This window comes from Halalkalibacter oceani, assembly GCF_040544555.1.
Classification (GTDB): Bacteria; Bacillota; Bacilli; order Bacillales; family Bacillaceae_D; genus Halalkalibacter; species Halalkalibacter oceani.
This window is the reverse complement of record NZ_JBEPKD010000008.1, coordinates 145,732-160,146: the sequence shown is the minus strand read 5'-3', so window position 1 is coordinate 160,146 and position 14,415 is coordinate 145,732. Positions and strand designations below refer to the sequence as shown.

14 protein-coding genes are annotated in these 14,415 nt (G+C 47.8%); 12 read left to right on the top strand and 2 right to left on the bottom strand.

The window, feature by feature from the left end; genetic code table 11:
- The first annotated feature begins 26 nt into the window (after positions 1-26).
- From ABMB67_RS11305 to ABMB67_RS11265, 9 genes are all read left to right on the top strand, one after another.
- Positions 27-2,003: a TRAP transporter permease gene (locus tag ABMB67_RS11305; protein ID WP_354572119.1), complete on the top strand. Its 1,977-nt coding sequence runs from the start codon at positions 27-29 to the stop codon at positions 2,001-2,003.
- A 12-nt stretch (positions 2,004-2,015) separates the two neighbouring features.
- Positions 2,016-2,876, top strand: coding sequence for an isocitrate lyase/PEP mutase family protein (locus ABMB67_RS11300; protein ID WP_354572118.1), 861 nt, complete (start codon positions 2,016-2,018; stop codon positions 2,874-2,876).
- Positions 2,877-2,892: 16 nt separating this feature from the next.
- A complete protein-coding gene (locus ABMB67_RS11295) occupies positions 2,893-4,227 on the top strand; it encodes an acyclic terpene utilization AtuA family protein (protein WP_354572117.1) in 1,335 nt (444 codons plus the stop codon).
- A gap of 12 nt (positions 4,228-4,239) precedes the next feature.
- Entirely contained in the window at positions 4,240-4,548 is a 309-nt protein-coding gene (locus tag ABMB67_RS11290; protein ID WP_354572116.1) for a DUF4387 domain-containing protein, read from the top strand.
- A 21-nt stretch (positions 4,549-4,569) separates the two neighbouring features.
- The gene (locus ABMB67_RS11285) at positions 4,570-5,673 is read left to right on the top strand and encodes an isocitrate/isopropylmalate dehydrogenase family protein (protein ID WP_354572115.1); all 1,104 of its coding nucleotides are present in this window, start codon (positions 4,570-4,572) and stop codon (positions 5,671-5,673) included.
- The gene (locus ABMB67_RS11280) at positions 5,661-6,212 is read left to right on the top strand and encodes an HD domain-containing protein (protein ID WP_354572114.1); all 552 of its coding nucleotides are present in this window, start codon (positions 5,661-5,663) and stop codon (positions 6,210-6,212) included. Before ABMB67_RS11285 ends, ABMB67_RS11280 begins: the two co-directional genes overlap by 13 nt.
- A gap of 20 nt (positions 6,213-6,232) precedes the next feature.
- On the top strand, positions 6,233-7,498 hold the full coding sequence (locus tag ABMB67_RS11275) for a nickel-dependent lactate racemase family protein (RefSeq protein WP_354572113.1): 1,266 nt from the start codon (positions 6,233-6,235) through the stop codon (positions 7,496-7,498).
- 96 nt (positions 7,499-7,594) lie between these two features.
- Complete coding sequence (locus ABMB67_RS11270) at positions 7,595-8,260, top strand: GntR family transcriptional regulator (protein WP_251225035.1); 666 nt, start codon at positions 7,595-7,597, stop codon at positions 8,258-8,260.
- Between the two features lie 67 nt (positions 8,261-8,327).
- A complete protein-coding gene (locus tag ABMB67_RS11265) occupies positions 8,328-9,236 on the top strand; it encodes an AEC family transporter (RefSeq protein ID WP_354572112.1) in 909 nt (302 codons plus the stop codon).
- 89 nt (positions 9,237-9,325) lie between these two features.
- On the opposite strand, the gene ABMB67_RS11260 is transcribed toward ABMB67_RS11265, so the two are convergent.
- Complete coding sequence (locus ABMB67_RS11260) at positions 9,326-9,805, bottom strand: SDR family NAD(P)-dependent oxidoreductase (protein WP_354572111.1); 480 nt, start codon at positions 9,803-9,805, stop codon at positions 9,326-9,328.
- Positions 9,806-9,826: 21 nt separating this feature from the next.
- A complete protein-coding gene (locus tag ABMB67_RS11255; RefSeq protein ID WP_251225038.1) occupies positions 9,827-10,861 on the bottom strand; it encodes an AraC family transcriptional regulator in 1,035 nt (344 codons plus the stop codon).
- Positions 10,862-11,211: 350 nt separating this feature from the next.
- Here ABMB67_RS11255 and ABMB67_RS11250 point away from each other — a divergent pair, with 350 nt between their 5' ends.
- The 3 genes from ABMB67_RS11250 to ABMB67_RS11240 all read left to right on the top strand — a co-directional run bounded on the left by ABMB67_RS11250 (position 11,212) and on the right by ABMB67_RS11240 (position 14,376).
- Positions 11,212-11,766 (top strand): NADPH-dependent FMN reductase, encoded by a 555-nt coding sequence (locus ABMB67_RS11250; protein WP_251225039.1) that lies wholly within the window; start codon positions 11,212-11,214, stop codon positions 11,764-11,766.
- A gap of 167 nt (positions 11,767-11,933) precedes the next feature.
- Positions 11,934-13,271, top strand: coding sequence for a xylose isomerase (xylA, locus tag ABMB67_RS11245; protein ID WP_354572110.1), 1,338 nt, complete (start codon positions 11,934-11,936; stop codon positions 13,269-13,271).
- 76 nt (positions 13,272-13,347) lie between these two features.
- The gene (locus ABMB67_RS11240; protein WP_354572140.1) at positions 13,348-14,376 is read left to right on the top strand and encodes an aldose epimerase family protein; all 1,029 of its coding nucleotides are present in this window, start codon (positions 13,348-13,350) and stop codon (positions 14,374-14,376) included.
- The last annotated feature ends 39 nt before the right edge of the window (positions 14,377-14,415 follow it).

Genomic DNA, 14,415 nt, shown 5'->3' with positions numbered 1-14,415 from the left:
GGGAGACTTGAAAAGGAGGCATTCCTATGGCAACAAACAAAAACAGTCCGGCTACTCAGATTGATTTATCAAAAGCCGTCGATGCCGTAGAGGCAGAAACGAATTTGGAAATCAAACAATCACTCTGGCGCACAATCATTATCGTGATCGCGATTGGGTTGGTCGGATTTCATCTTTACACAACGATTTTTGGTATCTTCCCGGCGCTTATTCAGCGCAGTATCCATCTCGCTTTTGCTTTGTCTTTATGTTTTGCGTTAACGCCTGCCGTCCGTTCTTCATCACGGACGAAAGTTCCCTGGTATGATGCGATTCTGATTGTGCTTTCACTGTTGACAACTTTATATATTCCGTATGTTCACGATCAGGTTCTTGAAAATCCGCTCCTGTGGGTGAGCCCGGTTGACCAAGTGTTCTCGGTCATTTTGCTGCTGCTCATTGTTGAAGCGGGGCGGAGAGCAGTCGGCTGGACATTTCCGCTGATGGTCGTTTTCTTTATTGCTTATGCCTATTTCGGTCCCTACTTTCCAGGGATTTGGGGACATCAGGGCTTCAGTCTCTCCGTGATTCTCCAGTCTCTGTATCATAGCTCCAACGGAATTTGGGGAATGATGCTCGGCATTTCAGCGACGATTCTATCGATCTTTGCGATATTCGGGGCGACGCTGATTGCGATTGGCGCCGGAGAAAGCTTCTTTAAAATCTCGCAAATGCTTACGAGAAACAGCCGGGGTGGAACGGCGAAAGTGTCAATCGTCTCAAGCGGACTGTTTGGAATGATTTCTGGAAGTGCGGTTTCCAATGTTGTGACGACAGGAAACTTTACAATTCCAGCGATGAAACGAACGGGCTTCAGCAATTCCTTTTCCGGCGCGACGGAAGCAGTCGCTTCGACAGGAGGACAGCTCGTGCCACCGATTCTCGGTGCAGCCGCCTTTATTATGGCGCAAATTTTAGGCATTGACTATTCGACGATTGCAATCGCGACGATTATCCCGGCGGCTCTCTATTATTTAGGGGCATATGTCGGTGTCGATCTCGAGGCGAGAAAGCGCGGGATTAAGGCCCAGGCGAAAGGTAACTGGAAGGACGATTTTTCTTGGAGCAGTATCCTGCTCTTCATCGGACCGATTGGTGTATTTGCCTACTTCCTTTTTGCTGGCTACACACCGTCATTAGGTGGCGTATGGGCGATTGTTGTAGGAGTAGTCCTGTTTTTCATTCTGCGCTTCAGATCGGGTGAAAAGCAGAAGAGCCCAACCCAAATGGGGCTTGGCGTCGCGATTGCCTCTGCGCGGACAGTGCTGCAAATTGCTGCCTTGCTCGCTTGTGCCCAAATTGTCGTTTCATTGATTTCGATGACAGGGGTTGGAGTGAAGCTGTCGGCCTTTATTATTGAATTTGCCCAGCAAAATCTCTTTTTAGGGCTGCTCTTAACAGCGATCGTTTGTATCGTGCTCGGGATGGGGCTTCCGACGACAGCTGCTTATGTCATTGCTGCATCTGTCCTCGGTCCGGCGCTGATTCAACTCGGACTGGAGCCGCTTGTCGCTCATCTGTTTATCTTTTATTTTGCTGTTATTTCCACGATTACCCCTCCAGTATGTGCTGCGGTCTTCTTGGCGGCCGGCTTAGCGAAAGCCCACTGGTGGAAAACGGCGGTTGACGCGCTCAAGCTTGGATTGGCTGCATTTGTTGTTCCGTTTGCGTTTGTTTACTCAGAATCGTTGCTATGGATGGGGCCGATCCCGGAAAGAATTCTCTCGACCGTGACCGCAGCCGCGGGTGTCGTTCTGCTGACGATTGCTTCGATCGGATATTTGTCGCGACAGCTGCCGATTCTGTTCCGGATTGTGCTGGCGATTTCCGGGCTATTACTAGTCGTGCCGCATCCCCTTTATTCAGTTATCGGCCTCATCGTTGGCGGAATAACGTTGGCGATTCATCTGATCATTGGAAAGAGACGTCAAGCGGAGGAGAAGCTAATGAACGCTGTAAAATAAGGAGGAATTCAATTGTTGAATTTGAAAGAGTTGCTTATTAAGGAAGAGATTATTGTCGCACCCGGCTGCTTTGATCCGCTGTCAGCCAAAATTATTGAGGCGATCGGCTTTAAGTCAGCCTATCTTGGCGGCTGGGCGGTCGGCGCTCATCTTGCGGTGACAGAGCCTTTGACGACATTGACGGAGATGGTCGATGTTTCCAGAAGGATTACGAGCGCGACAACGATTCCATTGGTCGTCGACGCTGGATCGGCGTTCGGGCATTTACCGATGGTTGACCGTACGGTTTCCGGCTTTGAACAGGCCAATGTCGCGGCGATTCAGCTTGAGGATCAGGTTGTGCCAAAGAGAATGCACTACCATAAAGGCGAAATTGATCTCATTTCAACCGATGAAATGATGCAAAAGCTTGAACGCGCTGTAGAAGTGCGTAAAACAAAGGATTTCGTCATTATTGCCCGGACTGACGCCGGCAGGAACAAGGAAGAACCGTTTTCTAAAGCGATCGAGCGGGCCAATCTGTATGCTTCTTCCGGCGCTGATATGGTGATGGTTTTTCCAAGGAACGAGGAGGAAATGAAGCTCGCTCCAAAAGAGATTGATTATCCATTGGTTTACGTCGCTTCAGAAGGACTGGGACGACCAATTCCAACACCTGAGGAAGCGCGCGCCTTAGGCTATAAAATGGTTATTTACCCGCTTACTCCGGTACTGTCTGCATTTACTCAAATAAAGGAAACGTATCAAACCTTGATGGAGACAGGGAAATCAGGTTTTACAGCCGAGCAGACATCGCGGCTGTCAAAGGAAATTATGGACATTATTTCAATCGATGAACTCGTCTCATTGGAGAAGTCGATTAAAAGTAACTAAGAGAGGAAGTGGGAGTGTGAAAGAAGTACGGGTCGTTGCTGCAACAGGAATGCTTGGCTCCGGATTTTCCGAGGAAAGTTTACAGAAGGCCCTTTCGCAAAACCCTGATGTGATCGGTTGTGATGCGGGTTCTACTGATCCGGGTCCATATTATTTAGGAGCCGGTATGCCAATGTCGTCGAGGGAGGCGGTCAAGCGTGATCTGCGTCTGATGATTCGTGGCGGATTACAAAAGAGGATACCTGTTTTGGTCGGGTCGGCGGGAACGGCAGGCGGAAATCCACATTTACAATGGACGCTGGAGATTGTCCGCGAAATCGCGCGGGAGGATAACCTGCATTTTAAAGTCGCCACAATTGAAGCGGAACTATCAAAGGAGACACTGCTTCGTTATATGCAGGCGGGAAAAATGAAAGAGCTCTATCCGGCACCAGAGTTTGATGAAAGCATGGTTGATGAACTGGAGCGCGTCGTCGGTGCGATGGGCCCAGAGCCTTATATAAAAGCAATCGAACAGGGAGCCGACGTCGTCCTTGCCGGCCGCTCCAGTGATACGTCAATTTATGCGGCTGTACCGATCATGAAGGGACTCGATACCGGCTCAACCTGGCATGCCGCAAAAGTATTGGAATGCGGCGCCGGCTGTGTCGAGCAGCGGTTGTATCCCGACTGCATGATGGCCTGGATTAAGGAGGACTCCTTTAAAGTCGAGCCACCTAATCCGCAGATGCGCTGCACGCCTGTCAGTGTGTTATCTCATTCATTATATGAAAATACGAATCCGTATGAGCTGGTTGAGCCTACGGGGATGCTCGTGACGAGTCAAGCAGCGTATGAGCCTGACGGTGAGCGGGGAGTGGTCGTGAAAGGCAGTCGCTATCACCATGCCGACACGTATACGATCCGAATAGAAGGAGTCAAAAAGGCCGGTTATCGACAAGTGGCGATCGGCAGCGTCAGTGATCCTGTCGTGTTAAAGCAGCTTCCTGCTTTTTTAGAGGATGTCAAAGGACGGATTAAACAAAAAGTATTGGTGAGCACAGGAGTAGAGGAGACGGACTATCAGCTTCAATTTCGTGTGTACGGAGAGCCAGGCAGTGAGCGTGAGGTTGGCGTTGTCCTCGAGGTGTTAGGGGAAACAGAGGAACAGGCTGAGTCGATTATGGCAATCGTCTGGCATACGGTTCTTCATCATCCGGTTAAAGAATGGTCTGGCTTGGTGAGCCAAATCGCTTTCCCATATTCACCCCCGAACATCAATGCCGGGATTGTCTATCAATTTTGTTTGAACCATATTGTTGAGGTTGATGATCCGCTTGAATTATTTCCGATTCATTATGAGGAGTTATAGGGAGGGAAGATGATGAAGTTATATGAGTGGGCAAGCTTAATCAGGGCTAAAAACGCCGGTCCGTTTATGCTGACGATTGATATTTTATTTGAAACTGAGGAAGCTTTGCAGCATGTTCATAACTCAGGTATTCTATCAGCTGCATTTATTTCCAACGTTTATCATGTTCCTGAAGCGCAGGTCGAGTCGTACCTTTGCGAGGAGGCGAAGGCGATAAAATTTTCATTCCCGCGCCCGCATGCAGCTGGTGATTTTGAAGATAAGGATGTGTTTGGCGGGCAATATCATGCGCCGCTCGTAAACGTTGAAATTCCGGATTAAGAAAAAAAGGAGTGGAGAAAAGTGAAAAACTATCAAATTGCCATTATGGAAGGCGACGGAATCGGCCCTGAAATTGTCAGAGAAACAGTTAAAGTTTTAGAGGCTGTCCAGCGGAAGTGCCCGGCACTGTCGCTATCGTTCAAACCGCTCCCGGTTGGATTGTCGGCGTATGAACAGCACGGCTCGACGCTGCCAAAAGAAACGCTTGAGAGCTTAAAGCAGTGCGACGCTGGTGTGCTCGGACCGGTGACGACTCATATTTACGAGGTCCATGATCCAAATATGGTCAATCCAAGCGGGAAGCTGCGGAAACAGCTCGATCTCTACGCCAATATTCGTCCGTCAAGAAACTTCCCCGGCGTTCCCGGCCGCTATGATAATGTCGATATGGTTATTGTGAGGGAAAACACGGAAGGGATGTACGCCGACCGCAGCCTGTACGAAGGAGACGGTGAGGTGATGCCGACTCCTGATACGGTGATGTCCTTTCGCGTCGTGACGAGAAAGGCGAGTGAGCGTCTGGCGAAAGTTGGCTTTGAGCTTGCTGAGCATAGAAGACGCTCGGTGGCAGTGATTCACAAAATGAATGTCCTGCGCCGGGGCTGCGGCTTATTTGTGGACAGCTGCCGTCAGATTGCCAAGCAATATGAGGATGTCGCAGTGTCTGACTATCATATAGATGCGTTTTCGATGTTTATGGTGCAGAAGCCAGAACAGTATGATGTTGTCGTGACGACGAATATGTTCGGAGACATTCTCTCCGACCTTGCTGCCGGCCTCGTCGGTGGATTAGGGCTGGCACCAGGTTTAAATTTAGGCGATCATTTTATGCTTGCTCAAGCGACGCATGGTTCAGCTCCGGATATTGCCGGTAAGAACATCGCCAACCCGATTGCTGAGATTCTCTCCGCGAAGCTGATGCTGGAATGGCTCGGGATTCGCAATAAGGATGAGCAGGCTATAACCGCCGCCGCTCTTATTGAGATGGCTGTGGAGAGAACGCTTTTGAAAGGAGTCAAAACAGGCGATTTGGGTGGGAGCGCCACCACTGGTCAATTTGGCGACGAACTGGTCAGACAGCTTGAAAACATTGAGATCAGGGAGGTAACACGATGGAACAAATAATCAACAACAGGGAAGCAATTATTGCAGCTTTACCGGAGCTTGAGCAAATCGGAAATGAAGCGTACCGAAAAGCGGTGGTCGACATTTGGGAGGAAACGCTTAATGTCAGCAGCTGGGACGATCTTAACAGCGTACCGAAAAGCGGTGACGTGACCGAATATAGCAATCTTCAGCATACGCGCAGCGTCACCCAGCAGGCGCTTGCTTGCGCGGACGTGATTGAGCAGATTCACAATATATCTGTCGATCGCGATGTGCTGATTACGGCAGCGCTTTTGCATGATGTCAGTAAGTTTTTTGAATATGAGCAAAGCGGCAAAACAGAATATGGAAAGCTGATGCAGCATGGCTTCTATGCTGTGCAAAAAGCAATCGAGCACAAACTGCCGTTATCGATCCAGCATTTAATTGTCACCCATACAGGTCTATCGAAGGTGATGCCGCAAACAGTCGAAGCATTGATTTTGCACTATGTCGATTATCTCGACTCAGATGTGTTGCTTCATGTTTTGAAAAAGCCGCTGTTTTTAAAAAAATAGATACGGAGAGGTTGATACTTATGATCTATCAAATTCCGTATGGAAAAGAAATGCTGAAGTTTGAATTGGATACCCCCGTTGATGAGCTTGTCGTCAAGCCGTTAGAGCGGCTCTCTAATGAAAGAGAAGCGGTACAAGATGCCCTGCGTCACCCGATCGGCGCTGAAAAGCTCGGCGATCTTGCGGCTGGAAAGAAGAATGCAGTCATTGTGATCAATGATATTACAAGGCCGGCTCCTTCGGCGTTGCTTGTAGAAGAGCTGGCCAATGAATTGAATGCGGCCGGCATGCCAGACTCGGCGATTACATTGCTTGTCGCTACCGGCAATCATCGGCCGAATACGGAAGAGGAATTAAAGGGAATGGTTGGCGAAGCTAATTTTTCCCGCTTTCTGATCGTCAACCACAATGCTTCCGATCCTGAGCAATTGGTGTATTTAGGAAAGACGAAGCATGGGTTGGATGTTGAGGTCAACCGGCTCGTCGTCGAAGCGGATGTGACGATTACGACCGGGATCATTACGCCTCATCAGACGGCCGGATTTAGCGGCGGCCGCAAAAGTATTGTCCCGGGCGTGGCTGGGGTGAAAAGCTTAATGCAGCACCACTCCTTTCCAATTCGTTCCGAAGAACCGGTGATGGGGAAGATGGAACATAATCGCTTTCACGAAGAAGCTGTAGAAGCGGCGCGGAAGGTCGGTGTTGATTTCATCGTCAATGTTGTCAAAAATAATGAAGGCCACATCGTCGGAGTAGTGGCCGGGGATTTAGAAGAAGCACATGAAGCCGGGGTACAAATTTGCAGGCACGCCTGGGAGCTGGAGGTACCTGAGCTTTATGACATTACGATTGTATCGCCGGGTGGATATCCGAAAGACTTTGATATGCATCAATCGCAAAAGGCACTCGCTTCGGCGGAGATCATCACGAAGCCGGGCGGATCGATTATTTTAGTGGCGGAATGCCAGGATGGAATCGGTTCTTTCAGTAAGCTGATGGCAGAATCGAGGGATCCGCAGGAAGTGATTAGACGCTTTAAGGAAGACGGCTTCAGCAGTCAGAATCATTCCTCAAAAGCCTATATGTATGCCAGGGCGCTGGCGAAATATCATATTTACTTTATCTCCGGTCATTTGGACCCGATCGAGTTGAAGAAAATGTTTTTTGTTCCTTCGGAAACAATTGAAGCTGCTTATCACAATGCAAAGCAAATGTGTGCCTCTGTTCCTAAAGTAGCCCTGCTGCCCTATGCAGTCGATTGCCTTCTGAAAGTAAAGCCAACCTAAAAAGTCAAAAAAAGACAAAAATCATTGTCTTTGAAAAATGTATACATTATACTATTAGTATACTATTTAGGTGATACAGGTGGTGATTGAAAAGGCATGAAAAAGGTAGTTTCACAGTTAGCTAAAGATCGGATTGCGGCGATATTAAGAGAAGAAATTTTATCAAGAAATTTAAAGCCCGGTCAAAAGTTACTAGAAAAAGAGCTATGCGAGAAATTAGGAGTCAGCCGCACGCCTTTGCGTGAAGCGATTCGCAATTTAGAAGTGGAAGGATTAGTGGAAAGCATCCCAAACCGGGGCTCACGGGTGAAGGTGATGACAACAAAGGATGTTGTCAATTTGTTTGAGCTGCGAATTGAGCTGGAAGCGATGGCGACGAGGAAGTCAGTTCCCCATTTGACTGAGGCGGATATTGAAGGGCTTCATGCCATCCAACAGGAGCTGCTGGAAGCGACGGCGAGAAGCTCTTGGAGCGAGGTCGATGCGCTCAATAAAAAATTTCATTCTTTATTGAGATGCAAAGGAGAGAATGATCGGCTCCTTTCCATCATTGATCAGCTCTATCAAGTGGGAGGAATTATTCGGGTATCGACATTTTCGATTCCGGGCCGCGCTTTAAAGGCATTAGAGGAGCATGTGGACATATTGGAGGCGGTAGCTGCTAGAGATGCTGAGCGTGCCGGCCAGCTCATGTACGATCATTTAACAGTGGCGAGAGATACGCTCTTAAAGCATTTGGAAGATCTACAGTTTTCTGAATAGCAACGACTGTTTGTGCAGGGAGTGGGAGAAGCACCGGAATGAAAGGTGAGTAGGACAAGATGACAAATTGGGATATGAAGAAGTAGTGGACATTTTATCGATTGTTTTACCGATTTTCATCATCTTTGCATGTGGCTTTTTTCTAAAGAAAAAATTTAATGGTGATATCCGGACATTGTCAAATATTAGCTTCAACTGCTTATTGCCGGCACTTGTCTTTAAAAATTTCTACAGTTCCACCATCAGCGGCGATATTGGCTGGCTCGTATTGTTTGAAGTGGTGCTCCTCCTTGCGATCATTGTGATCAGTATCATTTTGGCAAGATGCTTCCGTTTTAATAAAGAGAGGGAAACGGGCCTGCTTCTCGTCGCCTCCTTTCCGAATGCGGGGAATTACGGGAGCTCGATTATTTTACTGGCGTATGGCCAGGAGGGCTTTCAGTGGGCAATCGCTTTTTTCGTTATTCAATCCATGATGATGAATTCTCTCGGGGTGTTATTTGCCGCCCAGGACAAAGGCGGGATTGGTGATACGCTGAAGAAGCTTTTAAAAATGCCCGTCCTCTATGCCGGATTACTGGGCTTTCTGTGCCAGTCGTTAACCATTGAGCTTCATCCGATTGTTTACCATCCAATCGAGATGCTCAGTCAGGCGATGATTCCGATGCTTATGCTGTTGCTCGGAATGCAGCTGGCAACGATTAAACGCTTCAGCTTTGCGAAGGGGATTGCGCTCGGTGTAACGATTCGCCTCGTGCTTTCCCCCGTACTCGCTTTTCTTTTGTTGCCTTTCTTTTCGTTTGATGAGGTGGCAAGCAACGTCATTCTTCTTCAGGCGGCGATGCCGGCCGCGATCGTCCCCGTTTTATTGGCGAATCAATACGGACGAGAGCCGGAAATGGTCGCCGGAATTACGCTGTTCAGTACGATTGTGTCGGCGGGAACGATCTCGCTTCTCTTATGGCTATTGCATTAAATGAACCGGGTTGACTGCGAAGAGGTCAATTGAAAAATAAGAACTTGCGCCTGATGGCAAGTTCTTATTTTTTTGATAGATGAGTTGATCTAAAAAATAGTCGGTACCATCCCGCCATCCATACGGATAGGAGAGCCTTTAAATGCGGAGGCATAAGGGCTGCATAGAAAGGCAGCGAGTCGACCGATTTCAACTGGTCTAATAAAACGCTGTATCTCAGATTGAGGGAGGTTTGCCAGCATAAATGCTTCCTCCTTTTCTGAGAATGTCATCTTATTTGGATACAAGCTGTCAATGATCTGTTGTACGTTTTCCGACAGGGTTGGTCCCGGCATAATCGTATTGACTGTAACTTCTGTCCCTTTTGTTAATTTAGACAGGCTCTTGGCTAAGGATAATAGCATTGATTTGGTCATACAATACTGAGGCATTCGTTCTACTTCGTCCTCCTTTCGGCCATTGATCACTACATTCACGCCTTCTTTGGCAAGTTCAAAAGCAATTGCTTTCCCGATACCTTTTGTTGACCCTGTAACTAAAGCTGTTTTAGTGTGTAGGTTCATTTCCATTTATATCCCTCTTTCCTTGTTTTACTTATCACGCTTCAGAAAGCGCTCTTTTGCACGGATATCTAAATGCTGTATACGCCATTGAGAAGGTGTATCGCCTTCCCAATGGCGGAAAGCCCGGTAGAACGAACTCTCGTCTTCATAGCCAATTAAAAAAGCTATTTCCTTAATGTCGAGTGTAGGGTTTGCCAGGTATTCCCTTGCCTGTTCATGCCGGGCTTGTATCAACAGTTGTTTGAAACTCGTTCCCTCAGCTATAAGCCGGCGTTGCAATGTGCGGTCGCTTATCCCTAATTCGCCCGCAACAGAATGAATAGAAGGACGCCCCCCTGTCAGGCTGCGTTTCATAATCCACTTGACCTTCCTGGTGACTGAAAAGCTATCGTGTAGCTCGTCACACGACTGGTCTAAAACCGGAGTAAGAATTTCCAGTAATTCTGCGTTGTAGGAGACAAAAGGGAGGTCCAACTCACTTCGCTCCAAGGTCAGACGGTTGCAGGCTGCATTGTTCTGGATCTGACAGCCAAAGTATGCTTCAAGTGTTTCACTGTCTCCCATTGGATGGGAAAATTCAACTGCCCTTGCTTTCAATGGTTGCCCTGTACCACGGCGGCCTAGTTCAAGAAGAAAGGCCAGTGTGATCCCAACGAGCATTGGTGGTCCAGATTGCTCTGGACGGAGCCATTTCAGTTCGATTGTGCAGTGTCCATCTTCCTCTGTAATGTGTAAAGATTCGGGGGGACATAGCTGTTTGTAGCGCGCCATCCTGTATAAGGCGTCGCGATAGTTGCGCGCATGGTAAGTCGCCAAGATCGGCGGCGGATATTTCGATGTTTCAAAGGAGGTTGCCAGCTGGATGATTCCTTTAGCTGTGTCGCCAATGAGATCCGAGTAACTTTGCCAAATCGCAAAATATTGAGCTGTGTTGACAGCGGGTTCTGAAATAATCGTAAGTGGTAGTTGCGCTTTCCGAATGACGTCATGAGGAGCAATCCCCAATTGTCGCAGTCCCGACCAAAATCCTTCTGGGATTTTAATTCGTGTATGAGATGTCATTCATACAGTCCCTCCTTTGTATAAAAAGAAAAGCAGCTGTGCGGTTTTCTCCATCTGCACAGTACTCGTTTCGCTTTTTATTGTCACTTATTATACTAACGATCTCTTGTTCCTCTGTAACTAACAAATAACGCCAATTCAATTGCCGATGACGCCAGGCGGCGACCGTCCAAGAAGCAAATAAGTGGGACCGAGGCAGTTAATGAAACGTTTGTTTAAGTCGTATTCTTTGTATAGATATTGCTTTGTCGCTTATAATAAGCTGGTAAATATTCACACTCTTATAAAAAGAGGTGGGGAGTTTTACAGGTGGGTACTAATTAAGGTGGTAAACAAAGGAGGAAGAAGCAGTGGCAACAGAGAAGTTGAATATCGGGATTATTCTTGGTAGTACACGTGATGGTCGAGTGAGTCCGCAAGTGGGAGAGTGGGTCAAAGCAATCGCCGAGCAGCGTGGCGATGCCAACTACGAAATTGTTGATATCGCTGAGTTTCAATTGCCGTTTTTAGGAACGACAGATGGAACAGAGCCGGGGATTGCGGCGTGGAACGAGAAGCTTGCCGGTCTAGATGGGTTTGTCTTCATCGTTCAGGAGTACAATCACAGCATTACGGGAGCGTTGAAAAATGCGGTTGATTTTGCCCGTGAAGCATGGTTTAACAAGGCGGCCGGGATTGTCAGCTACGGCTCGACAGGCGGGGCGCGTGCCGCAGAGCATTTACGCGGAATTTTGGGCGAGCTGCTCGTCGCTGATGTCAGAACTCATCCAACTTTGTCGCTGTTTACTGATTTTGAGAACTTTACGGTATTTAAGCCTGCTGAATTGCATCAAAAAAATGTGAATGAAATGCTTGATCAAGTCATTGCCTGGAGCGGGGCGTTAAAGACGTTGCGAACATCATAAATAAAACGAAAATCACCTATGGAAGACATCGACCTTCTGTAGGTGATTTTTTGCCCTGCTTAAAAAAACAAAAATTACTTTGTACGTCCGATAGACAAACTAAGTTAACGGTGATATAATGCAATTGCTGAAAGCGTTTTCTAAAATGGATAAGGGGAGATGGGAAGATGAGCTACTTTGGCAATGTGAAGCAAATCAAGTTTGAAGGGGCAAGTTCAGACAATCCATTTGCGTATAAATACTATAATCCGGCTGAGCAGATTAACGGGCAATCGATGGAGCAGCTTCTTCGCTTTGCCGTGTCCTATTGGCATACGTTTACCGGGGAAGGAAACGATCCGTTCGGGGTTGGGACAGCTGTACGTCCATACGATCATTTATCAGGAATGGAACTGGCAAAAGCGCGTGTTGAAGCGTCATTTGAGTTCTTTGAAAAGCTTGGCGTGCCGTATTTCTGCTTCCATGACTTTGATATTGCACCGGAAGCGGATTCTTTGAGCGAAACATTGAAAAACGTAGATGTGATCGTTGACAGAATCGAAGAACACTTGAAAACGAGCAAAGTGAAATTGCTTTGGAACACAGCGAATATGTTCACTCATCCACGCTGGTTACATGGAGCGGCCACATCGCCGAATGCTGATGTTTTTGCTTATGCCGCCGCGAAGGTGAAGAAGGGACTGGAAATCGGCAAGCGTTTAGGGGCTGAAAATTTCGTGTTCTGGGGCGGACGTGAAGGCTATGAAACACTGCTTAACACCGATATGGGACTGGAGCTTGATAATCTGGCGCGCTTCTTTCACATGGCGAAAGACTATGCAAAGGAAATTGGCTTTGACGGCCAGTTTTTGATTGAGCCGAAGCCGAAGGAGCCGACAAAGCATCAATATGATTTTGACGTCGCCACCGGTTTGGCCTTTTTACAAAAATACGATTTGCAGGATATTTTTAAATTCAATGTGGAAGCGAACCATGCGACATTGGCGGGGCACACGTTTGAGCATGAGCTGCGGACGGCGCGTATTAACGGGATGCTCGGCTCAGTCGATGCAAACCAGGGAGATCCGCTGCTTGGCTGGGATACGGATGAGTTTCCGACGGATTTGTATTCAACGACATTGGGAATGTATGAAATTATTAAAAACTGTGGTCTTGGTTCAGGTGGACTGAACTTTGATGCGAAGGTCAGACGTGGATCGTTTGATGTCGATGATCTGTTTTATTCTCATATTGCCGGAATGGACGCTTTTGCGATCGGGGCCAAGGTAGCGCAACGATTAATTGATGACCGTGTACTGGACGATTTTATCGCGGAGCGTTACCGCAGCTACACGACGGGAATCGGCCGTGAGATCGTCGAAGGGAAAACAGATTTTCATAAGCTGGAGCAATATGCGTTACGGATCGACAGCATCGACAATAATCAGTCCGGCAGACTGGAGCAGCTGAAGGCGACTGTGAACAAGTACCTAGTAGAAACTTTCGCGAGTGTTCACTCATCATAGATTCATAGATTAACATGTACTGATTGCTTAAGGCATTCAGTACATTTTTATATGAGGCAGGGAAGGGGAGGCAATGATGAATGTCAGTGAACGGATTTTTGGCAAAATCAACGGGCAGACAGTGAAAGCCTTTTTGCTGAAAAACGACAACGGAATGGAAGTCGGCTGTATCAACTATGGCTGCACGATAACAAAGATTGTTGTTCCGGATAAGCACGGCAGGCTTGAAAATGTCGTCATAGGCTATGAAACGCTGGAGAAATATCTCGATCAGACTGCTTTTTTTGGCTGCGTCATCGGCCGGGTGGCAGGACGGATTGGCAATGCCGAGTTTGAATTGGACGGCATCGTGCACCGCCTGGCGAAAAATGAAGGGGAGCACCATCTTCATGGCGGGAAGACCGGTTTTGATAAAGTCGTGTGGGAGGCCCGGACCGAAGAAAACGCTGATGAGCTGAAAGTAATCTTTACCCATGAAAGCCCTAATCAGACAGAAGGCTATCCGGGTCGTGTAAGCATCAAGGTGACCTATCACGTAAACAATAAAAACGAGCTGATGATCTCTTATCGGGCGGTGACGGATCAGAAAACGATTGTTAATCTGACGAACCATTCTTATTTTAACTTGAGCGGCAATGGACAAAGGGATGTGCTTCAACATAAGCTTACGTTAAAAAGCGACCGCTTTTTGCCACTGAATGAGAGTTTGCTGCCGACAGGGGAAAAGCTTGACGTGGCGAATACCCCATTTGATTTCCGGACAGGCAGACGTCTGCAGGACGGGATCGCGTCACATCATCCGCAGAATCAATTGGCCGGAGGCGGCTACGATCATCCATTCATTTTAAGCGCGAACCATCAGGAAGAAATCCGTTTAGTTGATGAAGAAAGTGGGAGGGAGCTAATCGTCGAAACAGATGAGCCTTGCGTTGTCGTTTATACAGCCAATACGATTGAAGAAGACCGTTGGAAAAAGCATAGGGGCGTTTGCCTGGAGACACAGCATCATCCTGACGCTGTCCATCACGCTGATTTTCCGTCTATCCTTTTGGAAAAAGATGAGGAGTACCGGACGGCGACGACGTACCGCTTTGCGGTTACATAAGAATGGCCCTGCCGGGAGAATGGTTCCTGACAGGGCGTC

Bases quoted from the DNA above. Each gene is read 5' to 3' on its own strand.
- ABMB67_RS11305 (WP_354572119.1), top strand. From the start codon at position 27: ATGGCAACAAACAAAAACAGTCCGGCTACTCAGATTGATTTATCAAAA.
- ABMB67_RS11290 (WP_354572116.1), top strand. From the start codon at position 4,240: ATGAAGTTATATGAGTGGGCAAGCTTAATCAGGGCTAAAAACGCCGGT.
- ABMB67_RS11280 (WP_354572114.1), top strand. From the start codon at position 5,661: ATGGAACAAATAATCAACAACAGGGAAGCAATTATTGCAGCTTTACCG.
- ABMB67_RS11275 (WP_354572113.1), top strand. From the start codon at position 6,233: ATGATCTATCAAATTCCGTATGGAAAAGAAATGCTGAAGTTTGAATTG.
- ABMB67_RS11270 (WP_251225035.1), top strand. From the start codon at position 7,595: ATGAAAAAGGTAGTTTCACAGTTAGCTAAAGATCGGATTGCGGCGATA.
- ABMB67_RS11260 (WP_354572111.1), bottom strand. From the start codon at position 9,805: ATGGAAATGAACCTACACACTAAAACAGCTTTAGTTACAGGGTCAACA.
- ABMB67_RS11255 (WP_251225038.1), bottom strand. From the start codon at position 10,861: ATGACATCTCATACACGAATTAAAATCCCAGAAGGATTTTGGTCGGGA.
- xylA (WP_354572110.1), top strand. From the start codon at position 11,934: ATGAGCTACTTTGGCAATGTGAAGCAAATCAAGTTTGAAGGGGCAAGT.
- ABMB67_RS11240 (WP_354572140.1), top strand. From the start codon at position 13,348: ATGAATGTCAGTGAACGGATTTTTGGCAAAATCAACGGGCAGACAGTG.